The organism is Curtobacterium sp. MCBD17_028 (assembly GCF_003234875.1).
GTDB lineage: Bacteria > Actinomycetota > Actinomycetes > Actinomycetales > Microbacteriaceae > Curtobacterium.
Genome location: NZ_QKTQ01000003.1, coordinates 160286 through 174497 on the forward strand (window position 1 = coordinate 160286; position 14212 = coordinate 174497).

The 14212-nt window shown below is 72.4% G+C and carries 17 protein-coding genes; 4 read left to right on the forward strand and 13 right to left on the reverse strand.

Annotation, left to right across the window (positions count from 1 at the left end):
* The first annotated feature begins 167 nt into the window (after positions 1 to 167).
* Both DEI86_RS05225 and DEI86_RS05230 read left to right on the forward strand, forming a co-directional pair.
* Entirely contained in the window at positions 168 to 620 is a 453-nt protein-coding gene (locus tag DEI86_RS05225; RefSeq protein ID WP_111048979.1) for a MarR family winged helix-turn-helix transcriptional regulator, read from the forward strand.
* Between the two features lie 73 nt (positions 621 to 693).
* Positions 694 to 903 (forward strand): hypothetical protein, encoded by a 210-nt coding sequence (locus DEI86_RS05230; RefSeq protein WP_111009708.1) that lies wholly within the window; start codon positions 694 to 696, stop codon positions 901 to 903.
* Positions 904 to 961: 58 nt separating this feature from the next.
* Here the strand turns inward: DEI86_RS05230 and DEI86_RS05235 are convergent, their stop codons facing one another.
* Positions 962 to 1753, reverse strand: a complete 792-nt coding sequence (locus DEI86_RS05235; RefSeq protein ID WP_111048980.1) for an SDR family NAD(P)-dependent oxidoreductase — start codon at positions 1751 to 1753, stop codon at positions 962 to 964.
* Between the two features lie 62 nt (positions 1754 to 1815).
* Between DEI86_RS05235 and DEI86_RS05240 the strand changes: the two genes are divergently transcribed.
* Positions 1816 to 2541 carry an SDR family oxidoreductase gene (locus tag DEI86_RS05240; RefSeq protein WP_111048981.1) on the forward strand — a complete coding sequence of 242 codons (726 nt, stop codon included), beginning with the start codon at positions 1816 to 1818 and terminating at the stop codon, positions 2539 to 2541.
* Between the two features lie 40 nt (positions 2542 to 2581).
* On the opposite strand, the gene DEI86_RS05245 is transcribed toward DEI86_RS05240, so the two are convergent.
* Positions 2582 to 3484: a phosphatase PAP2 family protein gene (locus tag DEI86_RS05245; protein WP_181434598.1), complete on the reverse strand. Its 903-nt coding sequence runs from the start codon at positions 3482 to 3484 to the stop codon at positions 2582 to 2584.
* A gap of 169 nt (positions 3485 to 3653) precedes the next feature.
* Here DEI86_RS05245 and DEI86_RS05250 point away from each other — a divergent pair, with 169 nt between their 5' ends.
* Positions 3654 to 4109 (forward strand): DUF4383 domain-containing protein, encoded by a 456-nt coding sequence (locus DEI86_RS05250; protein ID WP_111012409.1) that lies wholly within the window; start codon positions 3654 to 3656, stop codon positions 4107 to 4109.
* A 174-nt stretch (positions 4110 to 4283) separates the two neighbouring features.
* On the opposite strand, the gene DEI86_RS05255 is transcribed toward DEI86_RS05250, so the two are convergent.
* The 11 genes from DEI86_RS05255 to DEI86_RS05305 form a co-directional block, all read right to left on the reverse strand.
* Positions 4284 to 5579: an ATP-dependent RecD-like DNA helicase gene (locus tag DEI86_RS05255; RefSeq protein WP_111048982.1), complete on the reverse strand. Its 1296-nt coding sequence runs from the start codon at positions 5577 to 5579 to the stop codon at positions 4284 to 4286.
* The gene (locus DEI86_RS05260; protein ID WP_111048983.1) at positions 5576 to 7540 is read right to left on the reverse strand and encodes a cytochrome c oxidase assembly protein; all 1965 of its coding nucleotides are present in this window, start codon (positions 7538 to 7540) and stop codon (positions 5576 to 5578) included. Before DEI86_RS05260 ends, DEI86_RS05255 begins: the two co-directional genes overlap by 4 nt.
* Positions 7541 to 7668: 128 nt before the next feature.
* Positions 7669 to 7956 (reverse strand): HU family DNA-binding protein, encoded by a 288-nt coding sequence (locus tag DEI86_RS05265; protein WP_111009715.1) that lies wholly within the window; start codon positions 7954 to 7956, stop codon positions 7669 to 7671.
* A 327-nt stretch (positions 7957 to 8283) separates the two neighbouring features.
* Positions 8284 to 8589, reverse strand: a complete 306-nt coding sequence (gene rpsN / locus DEI86_RS05270; protein ID WP_111009716.1) for a 30S ribosomal protein S14 — start codon at positions 8587 to 8589, stop codon at positions 8284 to 8286.
* A 2-nt stretch (positions 8590 to 8591) separates the two neighbouring features.
* Positions 8592 to 8762, reverse strand: a complete 171-nt coding sequence (gene rpmG / locus DEI86_RS05275) for a 50S ribosomal protein L33 (protein WP_110823153.1) — start codon at positions 8760 to 8762, stop codon at positions 8592 to 8594.
* Positions 8762 to 8998, reverse strand: a complete 237-nt coding sequence (gene rpmB, locus DEI86_RS05280) for a 50S ribosomal protein L28 (protein ID WP_111009717.1) — start codon at positions 8996 to 8998, stop codon at positions 8762 to 8764. Before rpmB ends, rpmG begins: the two co-directional genes overlap by 1 nt.
* A gap of 481 nt (positions 8999 to 9479) precedes the next feature.
* Entirely contained in the window at positions 9480 to 10934 is a 1455-nt protein-coding gene (locus DEI86_RS05285) for a lipase maturation factor family protein (RefSeq protein ID WP_111035419.1), read from the reverse strand.
* Positions 10935 to 11047: 113 nt separating this feature from the next.
* The gene (locus DEI86_RS05290; RefSeq protein ID WP_111035418.1) at positions 11048 to 11779 is read right to left on the reverse strand and encodes an alpha/beta hydrolase; all 732 of its coding nucleotides are present in this window, start codon (positions 11777 to 11779) and stop codon (positions 11048 to 11050) included.
* A 100-nt stretch (positions 11780 to 11879) separates the two neighbouring features.
* Positions 11880 to 12371, reverse strand: a complete 492-nt coding sequence (locus tag DEI86_RS05295) for a Fur family transcriptional regulator (RefSeq protein ID WP_111035417.1) — start codon at positions 12369 to 12371, stop codon at positions 11880 to 11882.
* On the reverse strand, positions 12368 to 13300 hold the full coding sequence (locus tag DEI86_RS05300; RefSeq protein ID WP_111009721.1) for a metal ABC transporter permease: 933 nt from the start codon (positions 13298 to 13300) through the stop codon (positions 12368 to 12370). The genes DEI86_RS05295 and DEI86_RS05300 overlap by 4 nt, the downstream gene beginning before the upstream one ends.
* The gene (locus tag DEI86_RS05305; RefSeq protein WP_111009722.1) at positions 13297 to 14181 is read right to left on the reverse strand and encodes a metal ABC transporter ATP-binding protein; all 885 of its coding nucleotides are present in this window, start codon (positions 14179 to 14181) and stop codon (positions 13297 to 13299) included. Before DEI86_RS05305 ends, DEI86_RS05300 begins: the two co-directional genes overlap by 4 nt.
* Positions 14182 to 14212: the final 31 nt, after the last annotated feature.

The window sequence follows — 14212 nt, forward strand, 5'->3', positions numbered from 1 at the left end:
GAGGGATACACCGCTCGGACCGGGCACGGGCGGGGTCCGGTCCGTCCGGGTGCAGCGGGTACTCCTCCGAGCGTAGGTGTCGGCCGGACGCCCGACAACGTCGCAGCGCGCCCCAGTTCGAGGGCGGCGGGGCACGAACCATGAGGGCACGAACGTAGGATCGAGCCATGACCGCTGCGCCGGAGACCGTGGACCCGCTCGCCCTCGACCGTCAGCTCTGCTTCGCGCTCGCGGCGACGTCCCGGGCCGTGATCGGGCTGTACCGGCCGCTCCTCGAGCCGATGGGTCTCACGCATCCGCAGTACCTCGTGATGCTCGCGCTGTGGGAGGACTCCCCCAGGTCGGTCCGGGCGATCGCGCGTGAGCTGCACCTCGACTCGGCGACGCTCAGCCCCCTCCTCAAGCGGCTCGAAGCATCCGGATATGTCCGTCGCGACCGCAGCCCGAGCGACGAGCGCCAGCTGCAGGTGTCGTTGACGATCGCGGGTCGCGCCCTGCGCGAGCGGGCGCGGGCGGTGCCGCTCGCCGTCGCCGAGCGGCTCGGGTGGCCGGTCGCCCGTCTGGAGGCCCTGAAGGACGACCTGACGGCCCTCCTGTCGGTCGTCGACGACGCCTCCTGACCCATCGCTTGTGGTGAGGAGGCAGAACAGCGTCGTACACTGATCATTAGGGCACGAACGAACTGGAGGAGCGATGGCGGGTCGATTCGGACGCTGGTACACGCGCTGGAACACGACGCTCATCGAGAAGATGGGGCCGTCGCAGATCGGTGCCGGGCGTCCCGAGGGCCCCGACGACCGCACGGTGGACCGCGCGTGCCCGATCTGCGGCGCGCCCCTCTCACAGCACCGTGTCGAACGCCGCGAAGGGCAGCGGGCATCGTCGACGCTGCACTGCCCCTGACCCGGAGCGAGCCCACCGCGCGGAGCGGGACAGCGCCGTCGCCCGGGCGGGGAGCGCGTCAGTCCGGCAGCGCCGCGATCTCGTACGCCTTCGCCGGGATCTGTGTCGCGAACTTGCCGCCGCTCACGTCGATGAGCGCGCCGGTGACGTACCCGGCAGCTCGACTCGCGAGGAAGCAGACCACGTCGGCCACGTCGTCGGCGGTCTCCCAGCGGCGGAGCGACAGCGTGTCGAGCAGTCGCGCCTGCGCCGCGTCGTCCATGTCGGCGAAGCCGTTCATCGCCGTCGGCACCATGCCCGGGGCGTAGGCGTTCACCGTGACGCCCCACGGCCCGAGTTCACCCGCCAGGACCCGCGTGAACTGCACGACCGCCGCCTTCGAGGCCGCGTAGGCGGCGCTCCCGACGCTCGGCACGATCGCCGCGAACGACGCCGCGTTGACGATGCGTCCGGACCGCTGCGCCCGCATGGTCGGGATCACCGCTTGGCTCATCAGGAACACCCCGCCCACGTTGACATCGAAGCACCGCCGCCAGCGGTCGGGGTCGAGCGTGTCGATGGTGCCCTCGACGTTGATGCCGGCGTTGTTCACGAGCACGTCGATCCGTCCGGCGCGCTCGACGATCGTCGCGATCGCGGAGCGGACCGAGGCCGGATCGCTGACGTCGCACACGAGCTCGACGAACCGGTCGGCCGGCGTCGGAGCATCTCCGTCGTCCGCCGCGCCGAACGCCAGGTCGAGCGCGAACACCGTCGCCCCCTCGGCGAGGAACCGCTCCGCGATGGTGCGTCCGATCCCCCGGCCCGCACCGCTCACCACGACCACCTGGTCGTTGAACTCGATCAGCATCCTCGCTGCCTCCACCCGTCCGCGTCGTGCCGCCGAGCATACTGACGACAGGAGGACGGACGATGAGCGATGACGCACGGGTGCTGTGGATCACGGGCGGCGGGACCGGGATGGGGCGCGCGGCGGCGCGGACGGCTGCGGCCGCAGGGTGGCGCGTCGCGGTGAGCGGCCGTCGCCGGGAGGCGCTGGACGCGGTGGTGGCGGAGGTCCGGTCCGACGGTGGGGACGCGATCGCCCTGCCGGTCGACGTGACGGACCGGCGGGCCCTGGCCGCCGCCCACACCGAGCTCGTCGATCGACGGGGTCGCATCGACGGTCTCGTCCTCGCCGCCGGTCTCAACGACCCAGCCCGACGATGGGCAGACCAGGACCTCGCCCGCTTCACACAGATCGTCGACACGAATCTCACGGCGGTGGTGGCGGCGGTCGACCTCGCGCTGCCGGAGCTGCGGCGGGCGGCCGGCGTCGTGGTCGTGGTGTCGTCGTACTCGGGATGGCAGTTCTCGCCCGGGGCCGGCGTGGCCTACAGCGCGAGCAAGACCGCCCTGGGATCCGTCGTCCGGACGTTGAACGACCAGGAGGCCGAGCACGGCGTCCGGGCCTGCCACCTGTGCCCGGGAGACGTCGACTCGGACTTCCTGGCGATGCGCCCGGTCGTGCCGGACGCCGACGCCCGCGCGGTGATGCTCACCCCCGAGGACGTCGCCGCAGCCGTGCAGTTCGTCCTCGACGCTCCCGGGCACCTCCGCGTCGACGAGCTCGTCATCTCGCCCGTCTCGCAGCGCTGAACCGCGGCGACCGCCTCACGCACTCCGGCCAGACCGCTCGTCAGCGCCGACCACCCCCACCGGCGTGGTGCATGCCGTCGGCGAGCCACACCGCGAGCATCGTGAGCACGACGCTCCCCGACGCCGCCATCCGACCCGCGACCAGCAGGGACGGACCGTCCGCCGCGTCGCTCACCACGAACACGACCGCGGCGACGGCGCCGATGAGCACGGCGATGCCGAGGGCCGCCAGGAGCGCTCCGGTGACGAGGACGCGCGGCCCCCGCGGAGCGTCGCGGTCGCCCCGCAGGCCGAGGTCGACCCGCGGTCCGACCGCCCGGACGATCCCGAGCCAGAAGAGCGCGACCCCACACGCGCCGACGATGTCGCTCATGCGGTGCCAGCCGTAGACGACGGTCTGGTTCGCCACGATCACCGCGTAGGCGGCGCCGACGAGCAGCACCACGGGCCGGAACCGCCGGGGGGTCACCATGAGCACCGCGAACGACGCCGCGAGCGCGATCGTGGCGTGACCCGACGGGAACGAGTTCGGGGTCGTCGACCCGGCGATCTCAGGGCGCGCGGCGATACGCTTGAGCAAGGTCGACGTCCCCGCGGACGCGAGCACCACGACCCCGGCTCCGATGCCCACGCCGAGCCGCCGTCGGCCCAGACCGACGGCGACGATCACGACGACGAGCAGCAGGATCACCGGGACCGAGATGACGTTGAGCGCGGTGTCGGACCCGAACAGGTCCGTGTCACGGACCCCGCTCAACGCAGCGTCCTCGAGGCGCTGACCGATCGGGGTCAGCACGGCGGCCGCGTAGACGAGAGGCACGACCACGAAACCCACGGCAGCGAGCAGGAACCACCGTCCCCGACGTGACACCTCGCCGGTGCGGTCGGGCGTGAAGGTCACGGGACTCCTCTTGATCGGGGCGGTGGTCGTCGGCGTGGGCATCCGCATCGTGGCGGCGCTCCGATTGGGCCGGTCGGGGCGGGACACGATACCGTTTCCCCGCCCGCCGGAGGCTGAGAGCGACCATCGACCGTCGCGCTCGGCGCGCATCTGGGCGGCACTGACCCACGATCCCGAGGACGACCACGACGTCCGAGGAGAGGAGAACGAGATGTCCATCGTCCAGCCGAGCTTCGCGTCCTCACCGAACCGGGCGCTCGCCATGACGGCGGGCTCGATGTTCGCCATCTGGGGCGTCCTCGGCTTCTTCTTCGCGGGCAACGGCGGTCACCACTTCCTCGGCAACGAAGGCGGCTACCTCTGGGGCGCGTTCCTCGTGAACCCCGCCCTGGCGTTCATCTGGACGGCGCTCGCGGCGGCCCTCCTCATCGCCGGCATGGGGACGCTCCCGTCGGCGCGGGGCATGAACCTGCTCGTCGGCGTCATCGTCCTCGTGATCGGCGTCTACGGGTTCGTGTTCATGAACACGAGCGCGAACGTCCTGGCGGCGAACACCACCGACAACGTGTTCCACGTCATCGTCGGCGCGATCCTCGTGCTCACCGCGATCGGTGCAGACAAGCAGAACCTGCGGGCGATCCGCGGCCTCAACCGCGCCGGCGCCTGAGCGCTCCCGCTCCACGGCACCGACGACGCCCCCGGGACATCCCGGGGGCGTCGTCCTGTCCGCGTGGCGCGCCGCATGGGAGGCGCTCCCCGGCTCCCCCGTCATCGCCCGGTCTCCGCGTCGTCACCGGTCTCCGCGTCGTCGCCCAGCCACCGCGTCCGCGGACGCGCGAGCTCACCGGGGCGGCGCCGGCAACGCGGTCGCGACGATCCGCGGCGCCTCGGACATGAACCGCCGCACGTCGTTGTCGACGATGATGTCGCGCGGCCGGAGGTCCCGTGTCATGTAGAGCCCGTCGAGCGAGGTGATCCGGCTCAGCGCGACGTACGCCTGCCCCGCGCTGAACACCCGGTTCCCGAGGTCGACGACGGCACGGTCGTACGTCTTGCCCTGCGACTTGTGGATCGTGACGGCCCAGGCGAGGCGGAGCGGGAACTGCTGGAACTCGCCGACGACGTCCTTCTTGAGCTCCTTCGTCGCCGCGGAGTACGAGTACTTGACCTTCTCCCACACGCTCGGCTGGACCTCGAACTCCTCGTCGTCGACCTCGACCCAGACGGTGTCGCGGATCTTCGTGACGACGCCGATCGTCCCGTTCACCCACCGCTGGTCGGCGTCGTTCCGCAGGAACATGACGTGTGCGCCGGGCTTCAGCTCGAGCGCCTCGTCGGCGGGGTGGTTCCGGCCGCCGAAGTCCCCGCTCACCTCGGCCTTGGCGGTCTTCACGCGGCCGGGTAGTCGGTCGAGCGCGCTCTTGTTGATCCGCGCGACGGTGTCGTTCCGGGTCGCGAGGGTGATCACGCCGTCCGGAGCCGGTCGCGCTCCCGCGGTGTTGAGCGCGTTCGCGACGTCCGCCGTGACCCGCCCGTGGCGCACGGCCGTGAGCATCGCCGCGAACGCGTCGTCACGCTGCCGGTGGATGCGGGCCAGCTCGACGATGTGCAGCTCGGTCTCGAGCCACACCTTGGCGTCGAAGAACCACATCGACCGATAGTGGTCGGCGAAGTACGCCCGCTCGTCGGCGTCCCCCGGCACCGGTGGCAACTGGTAGGGGTCTCCGAACATGACGACCTGCACGCCGCCGAAGGGCTCGCGGGAGCGCTGGCGTGCCTTGCGGAGGGAGCGGTCGATGGCGTCGAGCAGGTCTGCGTTGACCATCGAGATCTCGTCGATGACGACGGTGTCGATCGTGTTGAGCAGCTTGCGGACCTCGCTGTTCTGCTCGAGGTCGGCGTCCGCGATGAGCCCGATCGGCAGCCGGAACAGCGAGTGGATCGTCTGACCGCCGACGTTGAGCGCCGCGACACCGGTGGGCGCGCAGATGACCACCTGCTTGGCGGTGTTCCACGACAGGTGGTGCAGGAGGGTCGACTTGCCGGTGCCCGCCCGGCCGGTGATGAACACGTGGTCACGGGTGGATTCGATGTACTCGAAGACCGCCCGCTGCTCCGGCGTCAGCTCGGGACTCATGACCGGCCCACCGCCGTCGTCACACCGGCGTCGACCCGGGCCGTCGGACCCGTGGACCGGACGGTCGGCTCACCCTCGGACGAGGAGCGTCGGGACCGCACGAGCACCACCACGACGACGAGCACGAGGAAGGCGATGCCGGCCACGACGAGCACGAGTCCGCCCCGCGCCTGGTCGACCACGGGATCGGGGCCCCACGTCCGGCCCATCGCGCCGAACCAGGACGCCTGGACCAGGCCGAGCGGGCCTCGGAGCACCGAGCCGAGCACCACCATCGACGCCGCGACGAGCGCCCCGCTGCCGATCCGGACCAGTGCCGCGCCGGTGCTCGGGCGTCGAGCCCCGACCGCCACGGGCGTCAGGAGCGTCGGCACGGCGACGAGCCCCACCCCGAGGAACACGACGTCGGTCACCGTGCGGGTGATGCCGTCGTCGGCCGCCCACCGCAGGACGTCGGTGTCGACGTACGCCCACCAGAGCGCGCCGAGGAGCACGGCCGCGGGGAACGGCTGCGCGAGGTACCGGACGACCACGTTGTCGACGAGGATCCCGGTCCACTCGCGGACGCCGGTGCTGCCGTCCTGCCGCGGGTGCACCGCGGCCCGGATCAGGAGGACCGGACCGGCACCCCAGGCGAGCACCGGCACGAGGAGCCCGAGGAGGACGTGCTCGGCGAGCGCCGACGACACGAGGAACCGGTCGTACCGGTGCAGCGCGCCGTTCGTCGCGGCGAGCAGCACGAGCACCGTCGCGATCGCCGACACGGTCCGCAGCACCGGCCACCGCCGACCCTGGCGCCGGAGGCGGATGATCCCGGCCGCGTACACCGCGGCGAGCAGCACGACGGCCATGACCCAGAACAGGTCGAGCGAGCCGCCGGTGAGCCACGTCCACGCACCGGGCGCGGCGGGCAGACGATCGTCGGTGAGCAGTTCGGCGGGCGTCGGGTCGCTGGTCGTGCTGAGGGCGACCTGGTCGACCGGGGGCGCAGTGCGGGCGAGCGCCGCCGCGAAGCCCGACGCGACGCCCATCACCGCGAGCTCGGCGACCACGAGCGTCCAGAAGGGGCGCCGTCGGGCGGGGTCGGCCGCGAGCGCGACGACGGTCCGACGACGCTGCAGTGCGCCGAGCACCCCGATGCCCAGGAGCGCCGCGGTCTTGACGAGCACGAGGACGCCGTACGGGGTGAGCAAGGCCCCCCAGCTCCCGACGCGGATCGATGCGGAGGCGTACCCCGAGGCGGCCACGAGCACGAAGCACCCGAGCGCGATGCTCGAGTACCGCGCGGTGACGAGCGGCAGCCGCTCGGCGGGGAGGACGCCGCGGAGGAGCGCCAGGGAGAGCAGCCCGCCGACCCAGAGCGCCGCGCCGACGAGGTGCAGTCCGAGTGCCGTGACGGCTGCGTCGTGGCTGGCCGTGCCCGCGGCGTGCCCCTGCTCGGCCATCGGGACCAGGCCGACCATCGCGACGCCGGCGACGAGGGCCACGAGCCCGCGGGAGCGGACCGCGAAGCAGAGGACCGTGACCACGGCGGCGACGAGGACCGTGACGATCCACGCCAGCCCGAGATCCGTGCCGGTCAGGAACACGCTGAGGGACTGGCCGAACTGCTGGTCGAGCGTGACCGGGACGTCCACGACGCTGAGGAACGAGAAGAACGTGGTGACCGCGGCGGCGACCGTCCACACGCCGGCGGAGGCGGCGGCGACGTCGAGTGCTCGGTTCCACTCCGGTGCCGTGCGGGACAGCGCGACGGTGGCGAGCCCGAGGCCGCCGATGGTCGCGGCGGCCGCCAGGTCCACCACGGTCTTGGCGATCGGCAGACCGAACCGGACGGCGGCACCGGGATCCGACACGAGCGGGGCGTCCGCCGCACCACCGATGACGAGTGCCACGAGCACGGACACGAACGCCACGAGGAGCAGCACCGCGGGCGCGGCGATCCGGGCGAGACGAGTCACCCGTCCAGCCTACGGCGATGCCCCGGCGACCCCGACCGACTGTGGATCGCGGTCGTGGGACGCACGACAGGCCGGGAACGACGACGGGGACAGCGCAATGCGCCGTCCCCGTCGTCGATCCGCCGTCGTTACTTGACGGCGGCCTTGAGCTTGCTGCCCGCGCTCACCTTGACGCTGTCGCTCGCGGCGATCTCGAGCGCCTCGCCCGTCTGCGGGTTGCGGCCCGTGCGGGCGGCGCGGTGGGTCTTCTCGAACGCGATCCACCCGGGGATCGAGATCTTGGCGCCCTCGCTGAGCGACTTCGACACGACGGAGAAGAGCGCGTCGACGACGCCGTTGACGGCGGCCTGGCTCTGGCCCGACTCGGTCGCGATCGCGGCGACGAGCTCGGTGCGGTTGAGGGACTTGTCAGCCATGGATGTCCTCCTCGGACTCTCAGCGGTACAGACCGGGCGCATGCCGCACCCGAGCGGGGTGACCACGAGGCCGAGGGCCCGTGGAACCGTAGGCGAACCTACCAGCCACCCGGGCGCATCCCGGCCAACTCGCCCGGATTCTCGCGGTTCCTCGGGACTGTTGGGGCTGCTGTGACCCGTGTGACCGAGCGCCCGGTCCATCGCATCACCCGCGGCCGACCGCATCACCCTGGGTCGACCGCATCACCCAGGGAACGACGAACGCTCCCCGACCCGAGGGACGAGGAGCGTTCGTTCGTGGTGACCCGCGGTGTCAGCGGGTCGGCGTCACCAGGACGACTTGGTGATGCCGGGGAGCTCGCCGCGGTGCGCCATGGAGCGGAAGCGGACACGGCTGATGCCGAACTCGCGGATGTTGCCGCGGGGGCGACCGTCGATGGCGTCGCGGTTGCGGTAGCGGACCGGCGAGGCGTCGCGCGGGAGCTTCTGCAGGCCGACGCGGGCGGCCTCGCGGCTCTCGTCGGTGCCGTTCGGGTCCACGAGGGCCTTCTTCAGCTCGAGACGACGCTCGGCGTAGCGCTCGATGATGACCGCGCGCTGGTCGTTCTTGGCGATCTTGCTCTTCTTGGCCATGCTTAGCGCTCCTCGCGGAAGTCGACGTGCTTGCGGATGACCGGGTCGTACTTCTTGAGCACGAGGCGGTCGGGGTTGTTCCGGCGGTTCTTCTTGGTCACGTAGGTGAACCCGGTGCCCGCCGTGGAACGGAGCTTGATGATCGGACGGATGTCCTGACCGCGCTTGGCCATCAGATCTTCTCCCCACGGGCCAGGATGTCCTTGACCACGGACTCGATGCCGCGGGCGTCGATCACCTTGATGCCCTTCGCGCTGACGGTGAGCGTGACGTTGCGCCGGAGCGACGGCACGAAGTACGTCTTCTTCTGCACGTTCGGGTCGAAGCGGCGCTTCGTCCGACGGTGCGAGTGTGAGATGTTGTGCCCGAAGCCGGGAACGGCGCCGGTCACCTGGCAGACTGCTGCCATGGTCTCCTCCTGAGATGGTTACCGTGCGGCCGGATCGGCCACACCCAAGGTCACTTGCCTGGCGCGCACGCGCTCGTGTCGACCGATCGACAGGAGCGAGGGGGGTGTGCGCACCGCCCCGTCCGTTCCCGAGGGAGCGGATCCGCGCGACCACGGCTGCTGCGATGGTCGGAGGGCAGAACAACAGTTCGCCGCGCGGACGCGACGGACCAAGCGACAAGCCTACGTGAGGCCCGGGTGCGTCGCAAGCCGCGCCTCCCGGCCGGCCGCACGCGGCCACCGCTCGCTCCCGCGCCGAGAGAGCACGACGCCCCGCTCGCTCCCGCGCCGAGAGAGCACGACGCCCCGCTCGCGTCCGCCGAGAGAGCACGACTCGCCGTACGGGAGGAACGTGAGCGGCCCGTCTTGCACGCTCGTGAGCCGGGGCCGGCGGAGCCGAGGCCCGACCGGGGCCGGCGGCGGGGCCGGACCGCACCCGGGGTCACCGCTCGCGCTGGGGCGCCATCCCCGTCGGCCGCACGAGGGTGAACTGCTCCTGCCGCACCCAGTACACGCCCGTCGCACGGCGCTCCTCACGCGTCGCGAACCGGTACAGGAACATCCGCGCACGGATCCACCGGGGACGCCGCCCGTCGAAGGGGTCCACCCGGAGCAGGCGGAGCGTCGGCCGGTCCGCCTCGAGCAGGCGCACGACGAACACCCGGAACCAGCCGTCGTCGGCGCCGAGCGCCAGGAACCACATGAGCCAGTCGAGCCGCAGGTGGTACGGCGCGAACTGCCGCGGGCGCCGGCGCGGGTCCCCCGGTTTCCCCTTGAACTCGTACGGGACCCAGTCGCCCTCCTGCGGGACCTCGGCCTCGGTGCCCTCGACGATGACCTCGGACCGCTGCTGCGTCACGCTGCCGAACGCGCCGTACGCGTTGACGAGGTGCCAGCGGTTGAAGCTCGCGTTCATGAGCTGGCGCTTCGACACCAGGTTCTTCGCGGGCGGCCACGACAGCCAGAGCAGGAGCAGCCCGACGAGCACGGTGAGCACGACGAACCACATGGGCGTCGCGGTCGGCCCTGCGGCAGCGTCCACTGCGGGGATCACCGCACCGAACGCCCGGTCGTCGATGGCGGCGAACGCCAGCAGCATCGTGAGGACGTTGAGCCACGCGAAGTTGCCGCTCACCACGAGCCAGAGCTGCGTGATGACGACGAGCGCCGCGGCGATGCTCGCGACCGGCTGGGGTGCGAACAGGAAGAACGGCACGACGAGCTGCACGACGTGACTGCCGAGCGTCTCGAACCGGTGCACGGGCTTCGGCAGCAGGTGCGCGGTGCGGCTCATCGGGTTCGGCATCGGCTGCGTCTCGTGGTGGTAGTACAGCGCGGTCAGGTCCCGCCACGACGCGTCGCCCCGCATCTTGATCATCCCCGCGCCGAACTCGAGCCGGAACACGAGCCAGCGGATCGCGAACAGGACGATCACCGACGGGGCGACGTCGTCCGAGCCGAGGAACGCGACCGTGAACCCGGCCTCGAGGAGCAACGACTCCCATCCGAAGCCGTAGAACGTCTGGCCGACGTCGACGATCGACATGTACCCGAGCCACATGAGCAGGAACACGACCGCGGGCACCCAGGCGGGCCCGAGCTGCGGCAACCCGGCGACGACCGACAGCGCGAGCACGACGCCCGCTCCCGCGAGCATCCGCAGCCGCCGGTCGGTGTACGGGATCCACCGCCACACGATCGGCTGCTGCTGCGCGTACCGGAGCCGCATGTACCGGGGCACGGGCAGGAGGCCGTGCTCACCGAGCAACGCCGGGAACTGCGCGAGCGTGGACAGGAACGCGATGGCGTAGACCGCCGCGACACCACGCTGCAGTACCTGGCGCGCCAGGTCGTAGTCGGTCGCGCCGGCCCACGTGGTCAGCGTGCTCACGTCCATGGCCGGGAGGCTACGCGGGTCCGGGTCGGGACCGGTCCGGCCGGGCGCAGGGCAGGTGGGCACCGGGCCGGGCGAGCGCAGGGCCGGCGAATGCCGCGCCGGCGAACGCGGGGTCAGACCCCCTGCGTCGGCCGCGGCGCGAGCGCCTCGACGATGAGCGCCCCGAGCTCCGCCGGCCGGGTGGACATCGCCCAGTGCCCGGTGTCGAGGCCGACGATGCGGAGGTCCTCGGTCGCCGCGAGCTCGGTCGCCCAGTCCGCGTGCGCCGTGATCCCCGCGGTGAGCTCGTCCGGGCTCATCTCGCTCGTGATGACCGTCGTCGGGACCCGGCGGCGTGCCTCGTCCGTCAGCCGGAAGTGCTGTCGGGTCGCCCCCGCGGGCACGGGGATCGCCCGCGCCTGCAGCGCCGCCCACTGCTCGTCGGTGGTGTCCCGGACCATGGCCTCGCCGAACGCCGAGCGCTCCGGGAACGGCACGACGCCGTCGACCACCGGGAACTCGTCGTTGTCCCAGTCGCCCTCGGGGAACGGGATCGCGTCGACGTACACCGCGGCACGGATCCGCGCCGCCCGGCGGTCGACCGCGACGCCGACCACGGCGCCCGAGGCCGAGTGCCCGACGAGGGCGATCGACTCGGCACCCGAGGTCGTGCGGCTCGCCGCGTCGACGCGGTCCACGACGGCCTGGACCTGGTCCTCGAACCCGACCGACGCGGGGTCGTCGCCCGGGTGCATCCCGGGGAGCGTCACGGCCTCGACCTCGTGCCCGGCGGCGCGGAGGACCGGGGCGACGTCGTCCCACGCGCTCGCGTCGAGCCACATCCCCGGCACCAGGATCACGTACATGCGCCGCAGCCTAACGCCGACCCGGGACGGACGGGGAGGGCGTGTGCCGGGCACGCGCGGTGCCTCCCGGCCGACCCGTGGTGCGGTGCGCCGCCCCGTGTCAGCGCCGCGCGCTGCAGGACGCGCACTCGCCGAACACGTCGACGACGTGGTTCGCGCGGGTGAACCCGTGCTCCGCGGCGACGCGCTGCGCCCACGACTCGACCTCGTCCGCCTCGATCTCGACGGTGGTGCCGCACGTGCGGCAGATGAGGTGGTGGTGGTGCGTGCCCGGCGTGCAGGCGCGGTACAGGGTCTCGCCGTCCTGCTGCAGGACGTCCGCGGCGCCCTCGTCGGCCAGACCGCCGAGCGCGCGGTAGACGGTCGCGAGGCCGATCGTCGACCCGGTGTCGCGGAGCCGGGCGTGCAGACCCTGGGCGCTCACGAAGCCCTCGGTGGCGTCGAGGGCCTCGCGCACCGCCCCGCGCTGCCGGGTCGTGCGCTTGTGCGGGGTCGCGTCGGCGGTGTCCGCCGCGGGCAGGGCGTTCGTCGCGTCCGTCGCGTCCGTCGCGTCCGTCGCGTCCGTCGCGTCCGTCGCGTCCGTCGGGGTCATGCGCCCACCTCCGCTGGGGTCGTCGTGGTCACTGGGTCCTCGCGTGCCGCTCGGCGGGCGATGCGGTCCCGCCCCCGAGCGTCCCGCCGACCACCGACGATCCGACAGACGACCCAGATGGCGAACGAGATCGTGGTCACGTACGGGCTGATCGGCAGGCCTCCGCCGAGGGCGAGCAGGATGCCGCCGACGACACTCGTCACCGCGAACACCATCGACAGGACGGGCACGAGCACGGGGTGCACGGTCACGCGGAGGGCCGCCGCGGCGGGGGTGACGAGCAGCGAGAGCACGAGCAGGGCCCCGACGACCTGCACGGACACCGCGGTCGCCAGCCCGAGGACGAGCATGAACAGGAGGGCGAGGGTCCGGACCGGCAGTCCCGCGGCCGCGGCCACGTCGGGGTCGACGCTGGCGAAGTGCAACGGTCGCCAGATGACGAGGAGCGTCACGACGACGATCGCCGCGACGACGAGCAGGATGCCGAGCTGGGGGTCGTCGACGGCCACGATCTGCCCGGTGAGCAGCCCGAACTTGTTCGCCGCGCGGCCCCGGTACAGCGCGAGGCACAGGATCCCGAGGCCGAGGCCGAACGGCATGAGCACCGCGATGATCGAGTTGCGCTCGCGGGCCCGGGATCCGAGCAGGCCGATGACGACCGCGGCGAGCACGGACCCGACGAGCGACCCCGCGACGACGTCGACGCCCATGAGCAGTGCGGCGGACGCCCCGGCGAACGACAGCTCGCTGATGCCGTGCACGGCGAACGGCAGGTTGCGGGCCACGACGAACGGCCCGATGAGCCCCCCGACGATCCCGAGTACCGCGCCGGCGAGGATCGAGTTCCGCACGAGGCCGAGCAGCGCGCCGAAGTCCTGGAACGAGAACACGGTCGAGAGCAGCTGGTGCAGGTCGGTGGCGAGGATCATCGGCGCGCCGGTCCTTCCGTCGCGTCGTCGGCGATCCGGAGGTCGTGATCGCCCTCGTGGTGGTGGTGCTCACCGAGGTGGTCGTGCGGGTCGTTCGAACCGACGATGACGATCCGCCCCATGGTCCGGACGACGTCGACCGGCGTGCCGTACAGGTCGGACAGGACGTCGGCGCGGAGGACCTCGTCGGGCGCGCCGATCCGGAAGCGGCCGCGCGCGATGTAGAGCACGCGGTCGACGACGTCGAGGATCGGGTTGACGTCGTGCGTCACGAACAGCACGGCGGCGTCCCGCTGGCGACGCTGCCGGTCGATGAGCGCGGTCACCTCGCGCTGGTGCCGGAGGTCCAGCGAGATGAGGGGTTCGTCGCAGAGCAGGAGCGCGGGATCCGCGGCGATCGCCTGGCCGACCCGGGCGCGCTGCTGCTCGCCGCCGGACAGCTCGGCGACCGGGGCGTCGGCGAACGCGGCGGCGCCGACCTCGTCGAGGATCGCGTCGATGCGGGCGCGTTCCGCCGCGCGGGCCGGGCGGAGGCCCCACCGGTGCCCGGTCACCCCGAGCGCCACCAGGTCCCGGGTCCGCAGCGGCGTGCCCGACTCCATGAGCCGCTGCTGGGGGACGTACCCGATGCGCCGGTGTCCGCGGGTGACGGGTTCGCCGAGGAACCGGATCGAGCCGGTCGTGAGCGTCTGCTGCCCGAGCACGGTGCGCAGCAGGCTCGTCTTGCCGGCGCCGTTCGGTCCGAGGACCGCGAGGAACTCACCCGGCCGGACGTCGAGGTCGAGGTCGTGCCAGAGGTGCCGTGACCCGTACGCGAGCCCGGCGCCACGCAGGGACAGGACGGCGTCCTGCTCGTCCTCGTGGGGTGCGCGCGGGGTCACGGCGGTCCTTCCTCGCGGCGAACGCCCGTGC